At 54.4% G+C, this 20,604-nt stretch carries 15 protein-coding genes; 11 read left to right on the top strand and 4 right to left on the bottom strand.

What is annotated here, in order from left to right:
• The first annotated feature begins 892 nt into the window (after positions 1-892).
• Positions 893-3,004 (top strand): TonB-dependent siderophore receptor, encoded by a 2,112-nt coding sequence (locus ACN0YD_RS13780; RefSeq protein WP_417320738.1) that lies wholly within the window; start codon positions 893-895, stop codon positions 3,002-3,004.
• Positions 3,005-3,178: 174 nt separating this feature from the next.
• Positions 3,179-4,498, top strand: a complete 1,320-nt coding sequence (locus ACN0YD_RS13775) for a PepSY-associated TM helix domain-containing protein (RefSeq protein ID WP_417320736.1) — start codon at positions 3,179-3,181, stop codon at positions 4,496-4,498.
• A 44-nt stretch (positions 4,499-4,542) separates the two neighbouring features.
• On the opposite strand, the gene ACN0YD_RS13770 is transcribed toward ACN0YD_RS13775, so the two are convergent.
• Positions 4,543-4,773, bottom strand: coding sequence for a TetR/AcrR family transcriptional regulator (locus tag ACN0YD_RS13770; RefSeq protein WP_417320734.1), 231 nt, complete (start codon positions 4,771-4,773; stop codon positions 4,543-4,545).
• Positions 4,774-5,034: 261 nt separating this feature from the next.
• On the opposite strand from ACN0YD_RS13770, the gene ACN0YD_RS13765 reads away from it, so the two are divergent.
• Positions 5,035-5,751: a spermidine synthase gene (locus ACN0YD_RS13765; protein WP_417320732.1), complete on the top strand. Its 717-nt coding sequence runs from the start codon at positions 5,035-5,037 to the stop codon at positions 5,749-5,751.
• A 351-nt stretch (positions 5,752-6,102) separates the two neighbouring features.
• On the opposite strand, the gene ACN0YD_RS13760 is transcribed toward ACN0YD_RS13765, so the two are convergent.
• On the bottom strand, positions 6,103-8,895 hold the full coding sequence (locus ACN0YD_RS13760; protein ID WP_417320730.1) for a TonB-dependent receptor: 2,793 nt from the start codon (positions 8,893-8,895) through the stop codon (positions 6,103-6,105).
• Positions 8,896-9,061: 166 nt separating this feature from the next.
• On the opposite strand from ACN0YD_RS13760, the gene ACN0YD_RS13755 reads away from it, so the two are divergent.
• The 6 genes from ACN0YD_RS13755 (at position 9,062) to ACN0YD_RS13730 (ending at position 14,607) form a co-directional block, all read left to right on the top strand.
• Positions 9,062-10,708, top strand: coding sequence for an alkaline phosphatase D family protein (locus tag ACN0YD_RS13755; protein WP_417320729.1), 1,647 nt, complete (start codon positions 9,062-9,064; stop codon positions 10,706-10,708).
• A gap of 141 nt (positions 10,709-10,849) precedes the next feature.
• Positions 10,850-11,572, top strand: coding sequence for a lipoate--protein ligase family protein (locus tag ACN0YD_RS13750; RefSeq protein WP_417320727.1), 723 nt, complete (start codon positions 10,850-10,852; stop codon positions 11,570-11,572).
• Positions 11,573-12,005: 433 nt separating this feature from the next.
• Positions 12,006-12,725: a helix-turn-helix transcriptional regulator gene (locus ACN0YD_RS13745; RefSeq protein ID WP_417320725.1), complete on the top strand. Its 720-nt coding sequence runs from the start codon at positions 12,006-12,008 to the stop codon at positions 12,723-12,725.
• 163 nt (positions 12,726-12,888) lie between these two features.
• Positions 12,889-13,527 carry an acyl-homoserine-lactone synthase gene (locus tag ACN0YD_RS13740; protein ID WP_417320723.1) on the top strand — a complete coding sequence of 213 codons (639 nt, stop codon included), beginning with the start codon at positions 12,889-12,891 and terminating at the stop codon, positions 13,525-13,527.
• Positions 13,527-13,727: a hypothetical protein gene (locus ACN0YD_RS13735; protein ID WP_417320721.1), complete on the top strand. Its 201-nt coding sequence runs from the start codon at positions 13,527-13,529 to the stop codon at positions 13,725-13,727. Before ACN0YD_RS13740 ends, ACN0YD_RS13735 begins: the two co-directional genes overlap by 1 nt.
• Positions 13,711-14,607 carry a phytanoyl-CoA dioxygenase family protein gene (locus ACN0YD_RS13730; RefSeq protein ID WP_417320719.1) on the top strand — a complete coding sequence of 299 codons (897 nt, stop codon included), beginning with the start codon at positions 13,711-13,713 and terminating at the stop codon, positions 14,605-14,607. Before ACN0YD_RS13735 ends, ACN0YD_RS13730 begins: the two co-directional genes overlap by 17 nt.
• Before the next feature lie 45 nt (positions 14,608-14,652).
• Here ACN0YD_RS13730 and ACN0YD_RS13725 read toward each other — a convergent pair whose 3' ends face one another.
• Positions 14,653-15,162, bottom strand: coding sequence for a histidine phosphatase family protein (locus tag ACN0YD_RS13725; RefSeq protein ID WP_417320717.1), 510 nt, complete (start codon positions 15,160-15,162; stop codon positions 14,653-14,655).
• A gap of 605 nt (positions 15,163-15,767) precedes the next feature.
• On the opposite strand from ACN0YD_RS13725, the gene ACN0YD_RS13720 reads away from it, so the two are divergent.
• Together ACN0YD_RS13720 and iaaH are read left to right on the top strand one after the other, a co-directional pair.
• Positions 15,768-18,029 carry a TonB-dependent receptor gene (locus ACN0YD_RS13720; protein WP_417320715.1) on the top strand — a complete coding sequence of 754 codons (2,262 nt, stop codon included), beginning with the start codon at positions 15,768-15,770 and terminating at the stop codon, positions 18,027-18,029.
• A gap of 91 nt (positions 18,030-18,120) precedes the next feature.
• A complete protein-coding gene (iaaH, locus tag ACN0YD_RS13715; RefSeq protein WP_417320714.1) occupies positions 18,121-19,530 on the top strand; it encodes an indoleacetamide hydrolase in 1,410 nt (469 codons plus the stop codon).
• A 1-nt stretch (position 19,531) separates the two neighbouring features.
• Here iaaH and ACN0YD_RS13710 read toward each other — a convergent pair whose 3' ends face one another.
• Entirely contained in the window at positions 19,532-20,572 is a 1,041-nt protein-coding gene (locus ACN0YD_RS13710; RefSeq protein WP_417320712.1) for a GlxA family transcriptional regulator, read from the bottom strand.
• Positions 20,573-20,604: the final 32 nt, after the last annotated feature.

Raw genomic sequence — 20,604 nt, 5'->3', positions numbered from 1 at the left:
GCGGGGTGGAGCAGCCCGGTAGCTCGTCAGGCTCATAACCTGAAGGTCGTAGGTTCAAATCCTACCCCCGCAACCAATTTAAAGGGTCGGCCCCCATTCGGGGACCGGCCCTTTAACTTTGTTACGCCGGGTCAAGGATCTGATCCTCGCAGAGAGGCTATAAGCCGATCTGCAAGGTTCTTTGCGAAGCTGACGAGGAGCATAGCGACGAGACTAATCCTACCCCCGCAACCAATAAAACAAAGGGTCCTTTAACGGGGCCCTTTTGTTTTATCTGGTAGGTGGGGTCGGTGAATGAGCGTGCCGGTTCGGCCGGAAGCTATTGCAAAGCAATAAGGTGGAGGCAACGCGTGGGGCGTAAGCCCATAGCGGTAAATCCTGCCCCCGCAACCAAAACGATCAAACCCAGCCTCGTGCTGGGTTTTGTCGGTTTAGGAGCTGGTGGTTGTGGATTTTAATCTCACAGACGGCCCTGAAGCCGGTCTGCAAGATTATGTGCGAAGCTCACGAGGAGCAAAGCGACGAGACTAATCCTAACCCCAAAATCCCAAATGGCAGAAAATGACCATATAATGTTAACGGTTTTATTCTGGGCGGGTATTGCCGCACTTGTCGCCGGACTGATTTTTCTGACCCTGTTCGTGAGCCTGTTGAAGGCCATCTATAGCTAGCTGGCCGCGACTGGTTTGTTCGGCCTGGTCATGGTGTTTGGGGCGGGGCTAAACATACTTAAAAAATGGGACTCCTGAAGCGCCCTCGCTATGGTAGTGGCGGGCGAATTTGCAAATGCAATTGATTATCAATTTTAATTAATGTATAAGCGGCTGGATTAATTGCTTAAAACAATTTTGGCCCTTCGGGGTATCAATTTAAAAATTTCAGGAGATGAGTTATGAGGGGTTCAAAATGCAGTGCTTTTGCGCTGTCGCTTGCGGTGTCAATGATGGGCGGCTGCGCCTACGCCCAGTCCGACCATGGGGCGGCGAACGGCGATCAGAAGAGTGGCGAAGCCGATGCGATTGAGAATATTTTTGTGTATGGGGAGCCCGATAAATCCAAAACGGCGACCAAACTGAATTTGTCAATCCTTGAGACACCGCAGATTGTTTCTGTCATTTCCCGCGACCAGATCGATGATTTCTCGCTCCGGGAAGTCAATTCCCTGCTGACCTATGTGACCGGGGTTACTGTGGAGCAGGTGGAAACAGACCGAACCTATTATACGGCTCGTGGCTTTGACATTGTGAACTTCCAATATGACGGGGTTGGGGTGCCCTTTTCCTATGGCCTGACACAGGGGCATGATGATACCGCCATATACGAGCAGGTTGAAATCGTCAAAGGCGCCACTGGCCTGACCACCGGCCTGGCCAACCCATCGGCGACCATCAACTATGTACGCAAGCGGCCGACAGAGGAGGTTGAGGCTTCGATCTCGGCTTCTGCAGGCAGCTGGAACCAGTATAGGCTGGAAGGAGATGTCTCCGGGCCAATTCTCAGTGACAAGCTCAAGGGTCATTTTGTTGTCGCCAAACAGGAGGGGGATTCCTATCTGGATCGTTACTCCAAGGAATTTGTTGTGTTTTATGGCGTGTTGAGCGCCGAGTTCACGGACAGCACACGTTTCACTGTGGGCCATAGCCTGAATGACAATCATAATGACGGTAATTCTTCGGGCGCTCTGCCGATTTTTTACAGTGACGGTTCCCTGACTGACTACGACAGGTCTACAAATACGGCGCCGGAATGGGCCTATCAGGAAGTGATGCAAAACCGGACCTTTGTAGAGCTGGAACAGGAAATTGGCGAAAACTGGACCGCGAAGGCGATTTACAGCCGTCATGTCCAGGACAAGGAATGGGAATCCTTTTACCTGTCCGGCGCGCCGGACCCAGTAACAGAAGAGGGAATGGTGGGGATTGCCAGTTATTATGAAGCCCGGGACAAAGAGGATATTGTCGATCTTTATGTCACCGGTACATTTACCCTGCTGGGCCAGGATCATGATGTGGTCATCGGCGCCAGCCTGGCGGATATCAAACTAACGGGGCGTTCTGTTTATTCCAGCGAATGGACCGGGTATGACGATCCGGTTGGTGGAGACTGGGCCAGCGGCGCCACGCCGCGGCCGGCAATGGATATCGATTTCCCGGAAAGTTCATCAACGGATATCGATCAGACGCAGAATTCTTTTTATATCTCCTCGCGCCTTAATCCGGTAGAGCGTCTCTCTATTTTGCTGGGGGCGAGATATGTGGACCTGAACCAGGAAGGCATCAGTTACGGTGCGCCTCAGGATGTGTCCGACAGTGAGCTCGTTCCCTATTTCGGCGCCACCTACGAAGTCCTCGACGGCACAATGCTTTATGCCAGTTATAGCGAAGTCTTCAAGCAGCAAACCTGGGTGAATGCGGACCTTGAGCCACTTGGTCCGGTGCGTGGCGAAAGTATGGAATTCGGCCTAAAGCAGGAACTTTTTGACGGCAAGTCCGTGCTTACACTTGCCCTCTTCAAATCCAAGCAGACAAATTTTGGCGAATGGGTGACCCGTGATATCGATACAGGCCTGAATATCTATCGCGGTATCGGCTTTGAAAGTAAAGGTTTCGAGGTTGAGCTTGCCGGGGAGATCCTTACCGGATTGAACGCGAATGTGGGTTATACGCAGATTGATGTGGAAGATGAAGATGGCAACGACACCCGCCGTTTCATCCCGACTAAGCAGTTCAAGATGGCCCTGGCCTATCAGGTTCCCGCGGTCGCCGGGTTGCGCCTCGGGGCCGGCCTGAACTGGCAGAACGAACTATATTTCGGCGATGTCGAAGTGCAGGGAAGCTATGTCCTTGTGGATGTATTCGCCCGCTATGACCTGGCCGAGAATATCACTGCCAGCCTGAATGTGAATAACCTTACTGACAAGAAGTACCGGTTGAGCCCGCAGTGGGGGCAGGCCAATTTCGGCGCCCCGCGGAACGTGATGGCTTCAATTGCCTGGCACTACTGAGCAGAAGGGTCGGCAATAAAAATAGCCCCGGAGATTGCTCCAGTCTTCGGGGCAGTCTGATAAGATGGACTCTGAAAGATAGTCAGGTACCCGGATTATCAAGATCGGCGAGGCTTTTCCAGATATACTTCCGGTGATGAAGGACCGGATCCAGAAATAGAGAAAGTTGCGGTTATGCGTGCATTTTTCACCAGAATTCATCGTTACTTCGGTTTGACCATTGCGGGATTTCTGATCATTACCGGGTTGACGGGTGCTGTCATTTCCTGGGACCATGAGCTGGATGAATTGCTGAACCCGCATCTGCTTGAAGCCACGACGGCCGGCACTCCGAGGAGCGCCACGGAACTGGCGTCGGAAGTGGAGCGGCTCCATCCCCAGGTGCAGGTCACCTATTATGAGATGTTTACCGAGCCGGGTCATTCCTATTATTACTGGGTGGAACCGAGGGTAAACCCGGAGACCGGGGAGCTCTATAAACCAGGCTTCAACCAGGTTTATGTTGATCCTGTCTCTGGCGACATTCTGGGCAAGCGGGAATGGGGTGCTGTTTGGCCCATCACCAGCGAAAATTTTATTTCATTCCTTTATAAGCTTCATTTCAGCCTGCACATACCGGAGTTTATGGGAACCGATCACTGGGGCCTGTGGCTTCTTGGCATCATCGCGCTGGTCTGGACCTTTGACTGCTTTGTAGGGTTTTACCTGACCTTGCCGAAACGCAAGCGCGTGAGTGCCACGCTACAATATGCCGTCGAGGGGGGCAGAAATGCAGCAACCTACTGGCAGCGCTGGAAGCTGGCCTGGAAAATCCGCTGGCGCAGTGGAGCCACTAAACTGAATTTTGACCTGCACCGCGCTTTCGGGCTATGGACCTGGGTCCTGTTATTTATTATCGCCTTCACCGGTTTTTCCCTGAATTTATACCGCGAAGTCTTTTTTCCGCTGATGAGCATGGTTTCCGATGTGACGCCGACCCCAATCGACGAGCGTATCCCTTCTGGCCATGATAATCCCATTGAGCCCGGTTATGGCTTTGCCCGGGCCATTTCCCTGGGACAGGATGCGGCGGCGACAAAAGGCTGGTCCGAATCGGCTGGCAGTCTCTGGTATGCGCGGGAATTTGGTGTTTACCGGGTTGAATTTTTTACCGCGGAAGAGGGGCATGGGGCAGGTGGCGTTGGACACAAAGCCTTGTATCTTGATGCAAAGACCGGTGAATATCTGGGGGACTGGCTGCCCTGGGAGGGCACGGCGGCGGATTTGTTTGTCCAGGCTCAGTTCCCCCTCCATTCCGGACGTATCCTTGGGCTTCCGGGCCGCATTATGGTGTCTCTCATGGGCGTCATTATAGCCATGTTGAGTATTACCGGCGTGGTGATCTGGTATAAGAAATACCGGGCCCGCAATATGCGGAAAATCCGAGAAGGGGCTTCTCTGGAGAGGGAGAAGGTGGCCCCGGTCATTGGAGCCGACCGAGCGATAGATGCTTGAACTTCAGAGGCTGTTTTAAAAGACCGGAATTTGTCGAGCGAGGCTTACGCAGGATGGTGGTTCTGAAACCCGGTGTCTTCAGGCTGATGCAGGCCGCGCTCCAGACAGCGATAGAGAAGGGTTTCCTTATCCTCGAAGTGATAATAGATCCCCGCCCGTGTTACGCCGGCATCAGCAGCGATTTCTTTGATCGAGACTCCCAGGGCGCCCTTGCGGTTAAAATTGTCGGCGGCGACTATGAGGATATGGTCCACCTTTGCAAGTCGTTTCCCCATTCTGGCGCGCCTTTCAAGTAGCGGGCTCAGATCGGGAGCTTCGGAAAAATTCTGGAGGGGGATATCTCTGCGGAAAACACCATGGGTTATAATATCGTCGATGTCTTCAACGGCTTCCTGGTAAGTGTAATAACTTTTTTCTGAAAGCCAGAAAGGCGTCCAGTCCAGGATAGAGAAAATGGCGATCGTGGTGGGAAGGGGATAAGTAAATCTGCCCTCCTGTGTTATAAGGCGTTTTCCATTCCCAGAGGAAGGACGGATATGAGCCGTATGTTTCAGGAACTGGCATTTGCCAACACCCCGCTTGGCGAGCTGAGTCTGCGCCGCCGCCGGGAATTGACGCTGAACATCGACGTCTACGAGATCAAACTTAATGACGAGTTTCTCATGTCCAGCCTGTTTGTAGCGGCCGAAGAAGAGCTGGCCAGGCTTGGGCTTGCCGGTCTCAAGGAACCGGAACTGGATGTCGTCGTCGGCGGGCTGGGGCTCGGTTATACGGCCGTGGCGGCCCTGGACCATCCGGACCTTCGAAATCTGCTGGTGGTGGATGCCCTTGAAGAAGTGATTAACTGGCATAAGGAAAAAATCCTGCCGCTTGGTGAAGCCTTGAGTGAAGATCCCCGCTGTCGATTTGTTCACGGGGATTTTTTTGCAATGGTGCAAAGTGCGGGCTTTGACAGGGATGCACCGGGGAGGCGATACCATGCCATTCTCCTGGACATTGACCATTCCCCCCGGTTTACCCTGAATCCCAGTCATAACAGTTTTTATACTCCGGAAGGGCTAAAACGGCTGAACGGCTTTCTCCTTCCCGGAGGTGTTTTTGCCTTGTGGTCGAATGATCCCCCGGACGAGGAATTCGGCCAACTGCTGAAGTCTGTTTTTACTGACGTTCAGAGTCACATTGTGACCTTTGAAAATCCACTCCGGGGGGGAGAGTCTGCAAACACAGTCTATGTTGCCCGCGCCGCAGGCTAATCGGATTATGCTGAAAGCAACTGCGCGAGCCTGCGCGGAACCCTGACCTTCTATAACATTTTTGAGGGGCTGCACGGCGCTTGAGTGCCAATAAAATTGACGCGGGGTGGAGCATGCCCCAGCCTCGGGTCTCCCGAGGCGGAATTAAAAATGCCGGGCTGCCATAAAGTAGGCCTCAGGCCTCAAGCAGCCAAGCGGTAGGCCAAACCAGGTTGACGCGGGGTGGAGCAGCCTGGTAACCCGTCAGGCTCATAACCTGAAGGTCGCAGGTTCAAAATAAAGAGCCGATCCGTAAAAAGGCCGGCAGTCATACGACTGCCGGCCCAGTTCCAATGTTAATGTTGAGTGAAATCAGAACTGTGCGCTGATCCCGAAATCCACGTTCACGCCATACTCTTCACGCGCTTTGATACGGCTGGAAGTCCCCTGATAATCAACAAGGGGTTCCTCGCCAATATTGGCAACAGAAGCGAAAATTTCGAGACCTTCCATGACGCGATATCCGATACGGGCGTCCAGCACGGTGCGCCCCTCGGTGTAGCCGTCGAACTCGGCACTAGAGCCGACGCCAGTCAGATAGGCATCACGATAGGCAACGGCGAAGCGGGCTTCAATCGGACCCTTTTCGTAGAACAACGCGCCGCTGGCCAGCCATTTGGACTGGCGGAAGAAGGGCAGGTCATCGTCTTCGCGGCCCGGCACATCCACGCTGGAGTCCACGTAAGTGACATTGGCGGAGAGACCAAAGCCATCCAGCGGTGCCGGCAGGAAGGTGAGGCGCGTGATCATGTTGGCTTCGATGCCGAACAGTTTACCGCTGTCGGCGTTCTGCGGCTGAGACAGGCTGATCAGGTCTACGCCGGCAAAGCTCGTGTTGTAGATGGTCTGCGTATAGATCGGGTTCTTGATGTGCTTGTAAAATGCCGCCAGCGAGTAGACCGTGTCCGCATCGGGATAATATTCGGCCGAGAGGTCAAGTCCCATGGACGTGTAGGGTTCCAGATAGGGATTGCCGGATGCCCCTTCGCCGTCCTCTTCCTCGAAGGTCGGGACAACGTCGCTGTAGTTCGGGCGGCCGATGGTGTTGGTCCAGGCGGCGCGGATCACCACTTCCGGCTGCGGCCGGTAGTTCAGCGTGATGCCGGGCAGGACGTGGGTATATTCCTTCTCGAGGCTGAGCGGCGAGATGTCGGAGACTTCAATCTCACCGTTGCCGTCCGTGTCGCGGATGGCAAAGGCGTCATACGTGCCCGAGGTGTGCTCTACCCGTATGCCGCCGATGACATTCAGGTCGCCGAATTCCAGGCTGGCCATACCGTAACCGGCATAAATCTGTTCGTTGATATGGTAATCGCTGGCCTTGTCGTTAAAGGCGGTCGCTTCCTCGTCCAGCTCCAGGAGCCCGGGATTCTGGTTATAGAAATAATCCATAACGCCTGCGTAATCCATGGCCGGGCCAAAGCTGTACTTGTCGTCAAAAAAGCCTGAGACCGTGTCCAGCACACCGCCGGTGTCGCCGAATGTTATGTCGTCTGTCGGGGTCCATAGTTCCTGATAGTTGTCCCGGTCCTTACTGCGATCGGTGAATTTCACGCCCACCTTAACAAAGCTGAAGATGTCGTGGTCGAAATCGGCTTTCAGATCGGCCTTGAGGGCGTGCAGGTCTTCGTCGATCGTTTCACGGCGCAGGCGGATGCGGCGCAGCGGGAAAGCGTCCGGATCGTACAAGGCGTCATCGACATCGCTGAAGGTGGGCATAGCGCCTTCCAGCAGGATGGTGGAGACGTTGCTGCTGCCGGTACGGAACTCGATATCGTCGCGTACCGGTGTGTGTTCCTGCGCATGGGAATAGGTATAGTTCAGTTTCAGTTCCAGATTGCCAACATACCAGTCCACGCCGGGAGAGATGTTGTAGAGCTTTTGCGTCTGGTTGTTCTGGCGGAATTCGCGTGATGCCCGCCCCCGGTCATAAGTCACCTCGTTGGCGGACGGGAAGGTTGCATCGCCGCGATACATGTCATAGTCGAACTGGTCGCGGCCTTCATGGTCGGTGAACTCGTTGTAGATCGACTTTACATAGACACGCAGGTCGTCATTCGGGCGCCATTCCAGATTGGCGATTGCGCCGATGCGTTCGCGCATGATGGCATAGTCGAACATGCGCATGCCGGTAGGGGCCCATTTGCCGTTATCCAATTCTTCCCAGCTCAGCGGATCGACCAGGTCGGTGTCGATGAAACGCTTTGAATAGCTGGCGCCGATGACAATACCGAACTGGTCGTCGTTGCCGAAGGTCTGGCCATGCATGGCGCTGGCGCCAAAACCCATCTTTTCCGCTTTGCTGCCATAAATACCGCGGGCGGAAACATAGGTGAAGGGTTCGGACTTGTCATAGGCGCTGGGTGTGACAATATTGATGGCGCCGCCAATGGCATTCGCATCATAGTCCGGCGTAACGGTTTTCACGACTTCGATAGCGCCGACAAGGTCGGACGGAATGGTGTCGAGCGCCACGCGGCGGCCTTCCGCTTCGGGAATGCCGACGACATTGCCGTCGATGGTCACCAGATTAAGGTTGGGATCCACACCGCGGATTACCACGTAACGCGGTTCGCTCTGGTCAATTTCCACCGAGATGCCGGGCAGGCGCTGCAGCGCCTCGGCCGTATTGTAATCCGGCAGCTTGCCGATGCCGTCGGACGATACCACATCCGCGACAACCGGCAAGGCGCGCTTGCGTTCGTTGGCCAGCAGGCGCGATGCACGCGCCCCGGTAACAACAATCTCGTCCAGGGCGGTATCGTTTGTCAGAGCCAGGCGACTGTCTGCCCTGACCACACCTTCAGCCGGTACATTCACATCAATGCGCTTGCTGTTATAACCGGGCTGTTCGACCAGCACCGTATAGGCTCCCGCAGTCAGGCCGCGCAGGATATAGCGCCCGTGGTCGTCGGTCATGGCCGACTGACCGGTTTCTTCAACCGTGACCCGCGCGCCGCGGATAGAGCGATCGAGCGATGCGCTCGTCACTGTACCGGCAACATCTCCGGCAAAAGCCGTACCGGAAAGACAGATGCTGCCCAGGATTGTTGTGCATAACAGGGAAAGGGGACCGCCCGAACGGGCGCGATCAAGGATACTCATCAGAAACTCCATTTTTATACTTTGAAATGCGGTGTAGTTTTGGGGTACGAATAAGGGGTGCCTATGACACTTCCATGAAGGAAAAATGATGTTTGTAAGGCATTAGAAGAAACTTAACTATTTGATACGAAACAATTTTGTCACAATGGCCTGATACAGGTCATGCATGAAAAAAGACATTCGCCCCACCTTCGTTTCCCGGCGCACGCTCCTTCAGGCGGCGGCGCTTTCCCCGGTCCTCGCCCTGCTGCCCGACGCGTTGCAGGCTGCCCCGTCAGGGGGCTTTACCCATTCGGTGGCAAGTGGCGATCCTCTGCAGGAAAGCGTCACCTTATGGACGCGTTTTGTGCCGGCAGACGGTGGCGTTGCAGCGTTGCGGGTGGAGATTGCCCATGACACGGCCTTCCGCCAGGTTGTGGCGCGTGGTTCTGCGCTGGCCGGACCGGAAAGTTATTTCTGTGCCAAGGTGCGGCTCGAAGGACTGGAACCCGGGCAATGGTATTACTACCGTTTCACCGGACCGGAAGGTCAGATATCCGATACGGGCCGTACGCGTACGTTGCCTGCCGGCCCGCTCGACAATTTCCGTATCGGTGTGTTTTCCTGCGCCAACGCTACATCTGGCTGGTTCAACGCCTATGGCCATGCGGCGGCCCGGGATGATCTCGATCTGGTTGTCCACCTGGGCGATTATATATACGAGTCCAAACTCACCCGGTCCGATGCATTGAAGGAGCTGGCAATTTCCAGGAATATCCAGCCCCAGTACGAGACTGTCAGCCTGATGGATTACCGCCTGCGCTATGCCAGCTATCGCTTGGATCCGGATTTGCAGGCCATTCACCGGGCCTATCCCATGATCGCCATGTGTGATGATCATGAAACGGTGAACAACAGCTGGCAGCATGGCGCCAAAAATCACGGCGCGCATGAAGGCCCATGGGACGCGCGGAGGGACGCGGCGATGCAGGCCTGGCATGAATGGATGCCCATGCGGTCCGATCCATATGCCCGCTATGATCTGGGCGACCTGGCCAGCCTGTTCCGCCTGGAGACGCGGATTGTCGGCCGTAGTAAACAGCTCGATCTGGGCGCCTGGCTGAAGGCCAGGCCCGATCCCCTTGCCGCCGCCGCCGCTTTCCGCGATGGCCCGCTGGCAGACCCGGCCCGCACCATGATGGGTTTGGCACAGGAGAAATGGCTTGCCGATGGTCTTGCCCAATCGACCGCCTCAGGCACCAAATGGCAGATACTGGCGCAGCAGGTGATCATGGGGACCAATCTCATGCCGCGTGATTATACATCATGGTTCAAGCCGGGCGATAAGCCCGGAGAAGGCAAAAAGGCGGAGCTGGATCTGGCGGTGAAGCTGGGTGAAATGGGTATGAGCACGCATATGGACCGCTGGGACGGTTACCCTGCGGCGCGCAGCCGCCTTCTGGCGGCCTCCCGGGCGGCCGGGGCTGATCTCGTGGTGCTGAGCGGAGACAGCCATAATGCCTGGGCCTATGAACTGGAGCATGAAGGGAAGCCCGCCGGTGTGGAGTTCGCGGGGCATAGTGTATCGTCCCTTGGCATGGACAAGCGCTATTTCGGTGATCCCAGGGCCATTGCCGCCAGCTTCCTGGACAGTAACCCCGGCCTCAAATGGTGCGATACCAGCCGCCGCGGCTATATGGTGACGGATATCACACCCGAGAGTGTAACCACTGAATGGCTCTTCCTCCATTCGCGCCACCAGCGCTCTCTGGAGGTGCTGGACAGGCACCGCATGCAGGTGCGCCGGGGAATGCACAAGCTGTCCGAGGCCTGACCGTACTGTTCCTTCTCACGGCACCGACCCGGATTTTCTTCCTGTCAATATCCGGTAGACAATCGAAACTGCCGGGGTATAAGAGATCAGCAGGCCCGGCCGGGTGCCGGGCAAAACAACAAACCGCTGACGGCTATTGCCATGTTTGACCAGTTTATATTGAAAACAGAAAACCGTAACCTGCCTGCTCAGGATATTGTTGACGAGGACAGCCGCCTTCTGGGCGAGGTTCACGAAACAGGACCTCTGCCGGTGGTCAGGCTGTGGACCAACCGCAGCAGTATCGTGGTGCCGGCACGGGACAACAGGTTGCCCGGATTTGACCGGGCCCGTGAGATTCTGGCGCAAAGGAATATCCAGCTTGCTACAAGAACTTCCGGGGGAACGGCCGTGCTGCACGGGCCGGGAGTGCTAAACGCTTCAGTTATTTTCCGGGTTGCGAAAACGGAAAAGGTCTCCATGGAAGCAGGCTATGCCAAATTGATGTCCCTGTTTGACCTTCTTGTGCCGGAGCTTGCCGGTCAGGCCTGCTTTGCTTCTGTGCCCGGCGCCTATTGTGACGGGGACTACAACCTTGTCGTGGACGGCAGAAAAATTGCCGGGACGGCCCAGCGTATCAAATCTGCCGGCATGAAAGTGGAACACAGGACCATTCTGGCGCATATGAGTCTGCTGGTTGATATTGATGCACTTGAAATGGAACGGACGATAAATCTGTATTACGAGGCCTTGCAGTCGGACACCAGGGTGCGCGAAGGCGTGTCCACGGGAATCAGTAACCTGTGTCCGGTCAAGCTGACGTGTGACAGTCTCATCGGCCGTTTTGTTGAGAAGCATGATGCCGGTGGAAAGCCGGCTTTCTGAAGAGGTTACAATCGTATAGGCACCTTGCCGCAGGTCAAATATGTGCCACAGTCTGTGTGGCCGCTATCCTTGCAAACAGAAATTTTCCCCGGATTAGCCAAATAATAACGCCCTTGAATTAGAACATTCGTAATACAGGATTGTTTATGTCCCGGCGTTTAACGCCACGATCGAAGCCGCCCGGGCCGGAGAGGCCGGAAAAGGTTTTGCATTGGTGGTGTGGAGAAAACCCGCCCCGGCATGGGCAAAGCCCTGCAGGTCTCTGAAAGGTGCCGGAGATGCCCACTTGGACGGCCTTGTCGGCGATACAATATTGTTTGTGGATTCATGCTGACCCGGATATATTTTCAAATCCTATAGCAAAAGGTAGAATGTTTTCGAAAGTAACGGTCTGTTATGGTAACTTTAACAGTCGGCAAATGAAGAAATGGGTATGCAGGATTTCGAAGTTATTCAGGATTTTGTGTCTGTATCCTCCAGAGTATCGTCGGAAGACGAACTTGTGGGAGCTTTCGATAAGGCTATCCGGAAACTCGGCTTCGATCACTTTTCCTGTGCGTCAATGATGGACTATAACAACCCGGTTCCGGGATCTATTTTTATCACCAGGCTTCCCGAAAGCTGGACAAGCCGCTATCTGGAAAAGAACTACCACAAGCAGGATGCTGTTCTCGATGCAGTCCAGAACAGGAATATCCCGATTATCTGGGAGAATATGAACGTTCGGAAGCGGGCCCAGAAAAAAATTCTTAACGAAGCGTCTGAATGCGGCCTGAGAAACGGCATCTCGATACAGATTTTCGTCCCCGGATTTATTCCCACCACTTTCAGCGTGTCCTCCCAGGAAAATGATTTCGATCGGAACAGCTATCTCGTATTGCACCTGTTGTGTGTCTATTTTCATGAAGCTCTTCTCAGGGTTCGTGACGAATCCGGAAACCCGCTTTTTGAAAAAAAAGAACTGACCATTCGGGAAAAGGAATGTCTCTACTGGGCGGCGTCGGGTAAAAGCGATACAGATATTGCCGATATTCTGGATATCAGCAGGCATACGGTTCATTTCCATATTGAGAACGCCAAACGCAAATTCAATCTTTCCACCCGGATCCAGACAGTGGTTCGGGCCATATTGAGTTGCTCCATAATCCCATAGGTGGTACTGTCTTTCCGCTGTACTGATCCATGGTGGCAGCGAATTCCCTTTGTTTTCTGATTCCCGCAAAAAACCTGCCTAACTAGGCAGGTCACATCCGCGCTTTTTTTTCTCAGAATTACCCTGCAAACAAAAACTATGACGACAACGGCAGGAGGAGAATATGCATGTTGATATGGTGACATATGAAAACCGCCATCACTTTTCCCAAGATTTACAGCAGATGTTTCGTCAGAGATACGATGTCTTTGAGGAGCAGATGGGCTGGAAGCTTCCGATGGCAGATCATGAAAACAGGCTGGAAATAGACCAGTTTGACGACAAGGACGCTGTGTACCTTCTGATCAAGGACGATAGCGGAAAACTGATCGGCAGCCTGCGCCTGCTGCAGGCAAGCAAGGCGCATCTTTTGTCCGAACTGTTCCCTCACCTGGTGGAAGGCGAGGTGTCAAGGGACCCGGACGTGTGGGAATGTTCCCGTTTCTATGTGCTGTCGAATAGTGGCAAGGCCCAGGGGTTGAAGGCCGGCGGCGGCGCCGAGCTCAGTGCGGGCATGATGGAGGCGGCCCTGATGCTGGGGATCAGCAAGATCAACGTTATCGCCAATATGAATACGTTGCCGATGATCCTGAGGTCGGGCTGGGGCACCATGCCGCTTGGCCTGCCCCAGACAGTCGGCGGTGAGCAGGTGATCGCGCTCAGCATTATGGTCAACCCGGTGGGCCTGCAGATCCTGCGCCAGCGCCGGAATGTACCCGGAACAATGCTTCGGATTAATCAGAACGAGAAGGAGGTCGCGTAATGTCTGTTGAAGAAAACACACCGTTGGGAGAGCTTTTTGCACGCCTTGGATATGCGTTGCTGGAACTGTCGCCGGAAGACAGGAATATTCTCGTGGAACATTGTGTTCAACTGGCGGGAGATATGAACAGCCAGCGAGCACACCTGGCCCTGAAATATCCAGCATTGATGGGGGAGCCGAAAGATGCCTCTGACAAATAATGCGAAAGTGAATAAAAATACTCATGACACACGGGTTATGGACTATGTGTCCCGCCTGCGCAACAACGGCTATATCATTATCGAGGATCTGGTTCCCCGGCTGATGATTGACCAGATTAACGAGGAACTTCGACCGTCTTTCCATCAGACCCCGAACTCGGAGGGGCTTTTCTGGGGGTTTCAGACCAAAAGGATGGGGCGTGTTTTTACCAAATCGCCCACATCGCAGGCTCTTGCGACGCATCCGGTGATTCTGGGCATTATGGAAGATATTCTGGGGCCTAATTGCGAGAAATTCCAGATCAACCTGACCCAGGCTATTCGCATTGAACCGGGCGAGGAAGAGCAGCTTATGCACCGGGATGACGAAATGTTTCCCTGGGGGCATCCGGGCAGTGAATTCATGATCAACGCCATGTGGGCGCTGGATGAGTTTACCGCAGAGAACGGCGCTACAGTTGTCTGGCCGCGCAGTCATCTCAAGCCGGTGCAGAGGGAAGTGCCGCAGGAGGAACTGGTCCAGGCGGAAATGAAGCCGGGATCTGTTCTGATCTGGCTCGGCTCAACCCAACACGGCGGTGGTGCCAATCGCTCCCGCAAGGCGCGCACGGGCCTGACCATCAGCTACAGTCTCGGATGGCTCAGGCAGGCGGAAAACCAGTATCTGGCCTATCCGCCGGAGGTCGCCCGGGAGTTTCCCGAAAAGTTGCGGGAACTGATCGGTTACAAGGTGCACAGGCCAAATCTGGGCTGGTATGAAGGCCAGGAGCCCGAGGTGCTGTTTGAGGGCCGTCCGGAATCACTGCCGGCTCTTGATCTGGTGCCGAGGGATGTTGAACTGATGATCCAGGAATATCTGGCAGGCAAACAGGTGGCCTGAGCCTGCCGGAATACGCTTTGGGGGTCCTTTGGGGGAAAGAGGGAACTAGTCCGTGTGCGGATCGCTGAGATCCACATGCAGGCGGGCAGTTCCCTCTTTATTTATCGAAACGACAAAAATCCGGTCATACTGCCCGTCGTGAAGTTCCGCTATTTCCCTGTTGGTCAGAAAACCCGCCAGATTAGGGGTGGTGTTGCTGTGACCGACCACAAGAACAGGCCCGCTTGCAGAGGATATTTCCCTGGCAAAGTCCGGCAGGTTCCTGGGGCTGTAATATTTGATCTCAAGTCCGGTTGCCCTGGCCGTAGGGCCCGCAGTTTCACGGGTGCGCTTCAGGTCGGTCGAATAAATAGCGGACAATTCCTTGCCGGCGAAATATCGGGCATACCATTCCGCCCGCTGTCGTCCCGCAGTGGAAAGCGGCGGATCGGCGGAACCGTCCGATATTTTTTCGGCATGCCGGATCAGATAGATGGTCTGGTCCGACCAGGCGGGAAGTATGTGCGCCAGGAACAGGAGAAGGCCTGTGACAGAGAAGATAAGGATTTTTTTCATGTCAGGTTTCCGGATGTAGATAACGGCGGCAGTCCGGAGCGACCTGTTTTCAGGATGTCCCGGCAAGCTAGATTCTACATAAATTCTTGTGTGCAAAAAGAGAATATTGCAAAGTGGGGATCAAAACATGTCAGGCTGGCGCGTCAGGAAACTCAGAGCTCCCGATTCCAAAACCGGTTTCATCAGCAACATATACACAAAAATTCATAAAAATTAAAAAAACTGTTACAGAATTTCGGGGTGGCGCAAACAGAGCGAGCAATGTCCCGATCTGGAGCGTTACAGGAGCAGGAAGCCGGAGGCAGGGCGGAGCCCTTAAAAAGAAATATCTTGCAAAATGCGCTAATTTGACAAAATTTATTAGCCTCTTTTAAATCTTTTTCCCAGTATTTGAAGATTGTAATAAAAAAATCTCAGGTTTTTCAATTCGATATCTGTTTTTTGTATAAAATGATACATTTAACATAAAGGTATTTTAAAATTTGTATCATTAGTGTATGGTTCATTTATTCCCATAATAAATGCTCCGTTTTTCAATCAGGAGCGAGAGTATAAAACGGGAATATTCGTGAGGTTGGAAACGCAAGAACATTAGGGAGAAAGATATGTATAAGCGTTTACTACAGACTACAGCTCTGACAGCACTGGCATTTGGTTCGACCGTGGCGACACCGTCACTGGCCGAAGAAGCAATGATGATGCTGGAAGAAATTACCGTGACCGCACAGCGCCGGTCCGAAAACCTGCAGCAGGTCCCTGTGGCTGTTACTGCACTGAGCGCCAGCTCAATTGAAAAAGCCGACATCCATTCCGCAGATGATATCGCCACCCGCATTCCCAGCATGACCTTCTCGCCGTTCGCGCCGGGTCAGGCCGTGGTCAGCCTGCGTGGTATTTCCTCCAACGATGACGGCGCCGGTACGGAAAACTCCGTCGCCGTGTTCCTGGATGATGTATATCTCGGCCGTATTTCCAATATGGCCTTCGAAATGTTTGATGTGGAGCGCATCGAAGTTCTGCGTGGCCCGCAGGGTACGCTCTATGGTAAGAACGCCATCGGCGGCGCCATTAACGTGGTTTCCACCAAGCCGAGCCAGGATTTCCGGGCCAAGGTGAAAGCGACCGTTGGTAACTACGATCGTCAGGATTTCCAGGGCGTTGTTTCCGGTCCCCTCAGCGACAGCCTGGCGGCCAAAGTGTCCTTCTCCTCCCGTCAGCGCGATGGCTGGGTTGAGAACATCATCACCGGCAACAAGCTGAAAGACGAAAACGTACAAAGTGTACGCGGTCAGTTGCTGTGGTCTGGTGAAAATACCGAAATCACTCTGAGTGCCGATACCATGGACATGGACCAGTCCGACATGGCCCGTATTCCGACCCGTAGTAATCCCCCGGTTCCGGGTATTTATGAAGAACATATTGCGGCCGGCGGTGACTACAAGCATTCCACCAACCCGCAGGATGGTTATGCCCGCAAGAGTGCAAATGGTGTCAGTTTGAAAATCGACCATGATTTCGGGGAAGCTGGTACTCTTACATCCGTCTCAGCTTACCGTGATAGCGCCAATGACTGGGAAATGGATTCTACCGGTTCTCCTGCTGCCGGCAGAAACATTGTTGACGAAATCCATGACTATACCAAGCAATATAGCCAGGAATTCCGTTTTGCCGGTACGATCAGCGACAATGCCGACTATGTGGCCGGTCTGTTTTACATGAATGAAAATACGGATCGTCAGGAAACCTTCCGTCTGGTGTTCAATGAGGACGACCGTCTTCCGAACCTGAGCGCTGACGACGGTTTGGACTGGGTCGGGTCATACCGCCAGGACAACACCACCGACAGTTTCGCGGCCTTTGCCCATGTGAACTACAATGTTTCAGAAAAACTGAAACTCGGTGTTGGTCTTCGTTATACCTACGAAGAAAAAACCATCGATAACTGGAATGCGGGACTGTCTGGACCGTTTGGCGGATTTATTATTACCAGCAACTTTGGTACCGATATTGAGAACAAAGTTGGCGGTGTCCAGGCCAGTGAATCCTGGTCAGACCTGTCGCCGAAGGTCACCCTGGACTATCAGGCCACGGACGATCTGTTGCTTTACGCCAGTGTGTCAAAAGGCTTCAAGTCAGGTGGTTTTGGCGCCGCACCGGAAAGCGCTGCCGCTGCGCAGCTTCCGCTGGAGCCGGAAGTGGCCTGGAACTACGAAGTTGGTTCAAAAGCTGACCTGTTTGACGGGACGTTGCGTCTGAATCTGGCGGCATATTATACCGACTATTCCGACTTGCAGTACCAACGTTTCGGTAACCCGATCGATGGAGCGCTGCCGGGGCAGGCGTTTGGCGTATTCCGTACGCGCAACGCAGCTTCTGCTGAAATCTATGGTGTGGAAGCTGAATTCACCTGGGTGCCTGTGGAAAGCCTGTATATCTCAGGTAACTATTCCTACATGCATACCGAGGCCGAGTTCAACTTCGATGCATATTACGTGACTCCTCCGGCAACCCCGGACATTCAGACCAAGCCGCTCACCCGCGCACCCGAGCACCGGTTTTACATTGCGGCTGATTACAGCCATGATGTGTCCTGGGGTGGTCAGCTGTCCTATCACATCGACTATCGCTACACCGGCGATCAGCGTGGTGACGTGGTATCTGACGCCACTATGCAGCCGGCATGGGGTGTCTCTGACGCCAATGTGTCCTGGACCAGCGAAGATGAACAGTGGGAAATTGCCCTCTGGGGTAAGAATATCTTCGACGAGCAGTATATCTCCCACATCTACATTGTGGGTCCGGGTGATGTCGCTGTATATGGTGACCCTGCCATGTACGGGGCATCAGTTACCTGGCGCTTCAACTAAGATCGCTATCATGATATGGTCGGGCACTTCGGTGCCCGACTTTTTTTTGCCCATATCAATAATTTAAAAGTCTAATTCGGGAGGAACGGCCATGACCAATCTTGATCTGACAGCTGTGGAGGCTCTGGCGTACATCAGAGACGGCAAGCTCAGCGTTGAAGACTATGCCCGCCAGATTATCAAGCGTGCCGAAGCGCAGAAAAAACTGAATGTCTTTATCAACTTCGATCCTGAGAAGCTCCTGGAAGACGCCCGAAATGCTGACCGTATCCGTCAGGAAGGCGGTGCTTCAGGGGCCCTGTTCGGCCTGCCCATCGCCCTCAAGGACAATATTGATACAAAAGATTATGCCACAAGCGGCGGGACGGCAGCCCTGAAGAACCATCGGCCCTTAGCCAATGCCCCGGTGGTGCAGAAACTCGTGGACCAGGGCGCCCTGGTTGCCGGCAAGGCCAACCTGCATGAACTGGCCATGGGCATTACCTCCAACAATGGGGTGTTTGGTGCGGTCCGCAATCCCTATAATACCGACATGATCCCCGGCGGCAGCAGCGGCGGCAGTGCCGCGGCGGTGGCGGCGGGCATTGTGCCTGTGGCCCTCGGCACCGATACCGGCGGCTCCGCCCGTATTCCCGGGGCGCTCTGCGGTGTGGTCGGCTTCAGGCCCACACTCGGCCGCTATGGCAGTGAAGGGGTGGTTCCCATCTCCCACACCCGCGATACCATCGGCACCTTCGCCCGGGCGGTGGAGGATATCATGCTGGTGGATGAGGCGATCACCGGTGAAAAACCGCTCGAGACCCTTCCGTCTCTCAAAGGCGTACGGATTGGCGTGCCACGGACATATTTCTATGAAAATCTGGAGCCGGATGTGGCGGCTGCGGCGGAAAAAACCATTGAGCTGCTAAAAAGTAACGGTGCCGAAATAATCGAGGCGGATATTCCCGATGTCGGCCCGCTGGACGAGGCGGTCAGTTTCCCGGTGGTGCTTTATGAATTCCTGCCCGACCTGGAAAAATATCTCTGCCACAAGGGCTGTGAAATTACCATTGAAGAACTGGTGGCGGAAATCGGCAGCCCTGATGTGAAAGGCCTGAGTCTGTCGCTGATGGGGGAAGGCGCCATGCCTGAGGAGGCCTATAAGGCCGCTCTTGAAATCCATCGTCCGGCCCTTCAAAAGGCCTATCGGGACTATTTCAGTGTCCATAATGTGGCGGCGGTGCTGTTCCCGACCACGCCGCTGACGGCCCGGCCGATCGGCCATGACGAAACGGTTGAACTGAACGGGGAGCAGGTGCCGACCTTCGGCACCTTTATCCGCAACACGGACCCGGGCAGTAATGCGGGCATCCCCGGCATCAGCCTGCCTGTTGGCCTGTCGTCCACGGGCCTGCCCATCGGTATGGAACTGGACGGGGCGGAAGGCAGCGACCGTGAGCTGCTAAGCCTGGCGGCCGCAATCGAGGCCGTTCTGGAACCGATGCCGGCACCAAAGCTCTAGATCAGGTGCCCAATTGCCGGATGGTCTGGAATTTCTGCCGGTATTTGGAGGGGGAAATGCCGGCCAGGCGGCGGAATAGCCGCCGGAAGAAAGCGGAATCCTCATATCCCACGCTCAGCGCCACCTCATCGACGGTGTCGCTGGTCGTTTCCAATAGCTGCTTGGCTTCCTCGATCCGTAATGTCTGGACATATTCCACCGGCCGGTAGCCGGTGGCTTTTTTGAAGCGCCGTTTGAAAGTTCTCTCGTTCAGTTTTGACCGGGCGGCCATGTGGGAGACCGGGTTGTCAATGGCATAATGGTCAGCGATCCATAGCTGGCACTCGGAAATTACCGCATCTTCATGATCAACGGTGGGAACCAGGGGAATGAAGGGCAGCTGACCATCACTTCTGTCGGCCAAAAGGAACATTTTGCAGATCCGCGAAGCCTCTTCATAGCCGAAATAGCGCCTGACCAGATAAAGGGCCAGCTCTTCCCAGGAGGCTGATCCGCCAGCCGTCACCAGAGAGTGGTCCTGATCGCCAATCTGGATAATTTTATTTTCTTCGACGATGACCTTTGGGTAGTTTTGCCGGATCATATTGGCTACTGACCAGTGGGAGGTGCAGGGCCTTCCATCCAGTAATCCGCTGGCGGCGAGCAGGACGGACCCAGTGCAGACTGTGGTGATAACTGATCCCTGTTCATGCATTCTCTGCAGCCAGTCGATAGACCGGGTCCATTCAACTCCGGGCTCGAAATCCGGTTCCAGGACAATATCGGGAATAATGATTAAATCGGGTGCGGCATTGGCATTCAAACCGCAGTCGATGTGAATGGGGATGTTGCCATAACCCATCAGGCCTTTGGTGACGGGGGAAACGATTTTCACATTGCACTGGCCGACATTGGTTTCTTCCTGGGTGATTTTGGTCCACATGGTGCCCACGGAAATCAGAACATCATATAGGCAGAACAATACGGATGCGCTGGTATTGGGTAATACAAGCAGCGCAACGTTGATTTCATCGGCGGGCGACGGAACGGTTGTCTTGTTCATGTCATATTCAGCTCTTTGTTGTCACAAACCGC

It is taken from the genome of Emcibacter sp. (assembly GCF_048269205.1).
Lineage (GTDB): Bacteria > Pseudomonadota > Alphaproteobacteria > Sphingomonadales > Emcibacteraceae > Emcibacter.
This window is presented reverse-complemented; position numbering and strand designations above follow the sequence as displayed.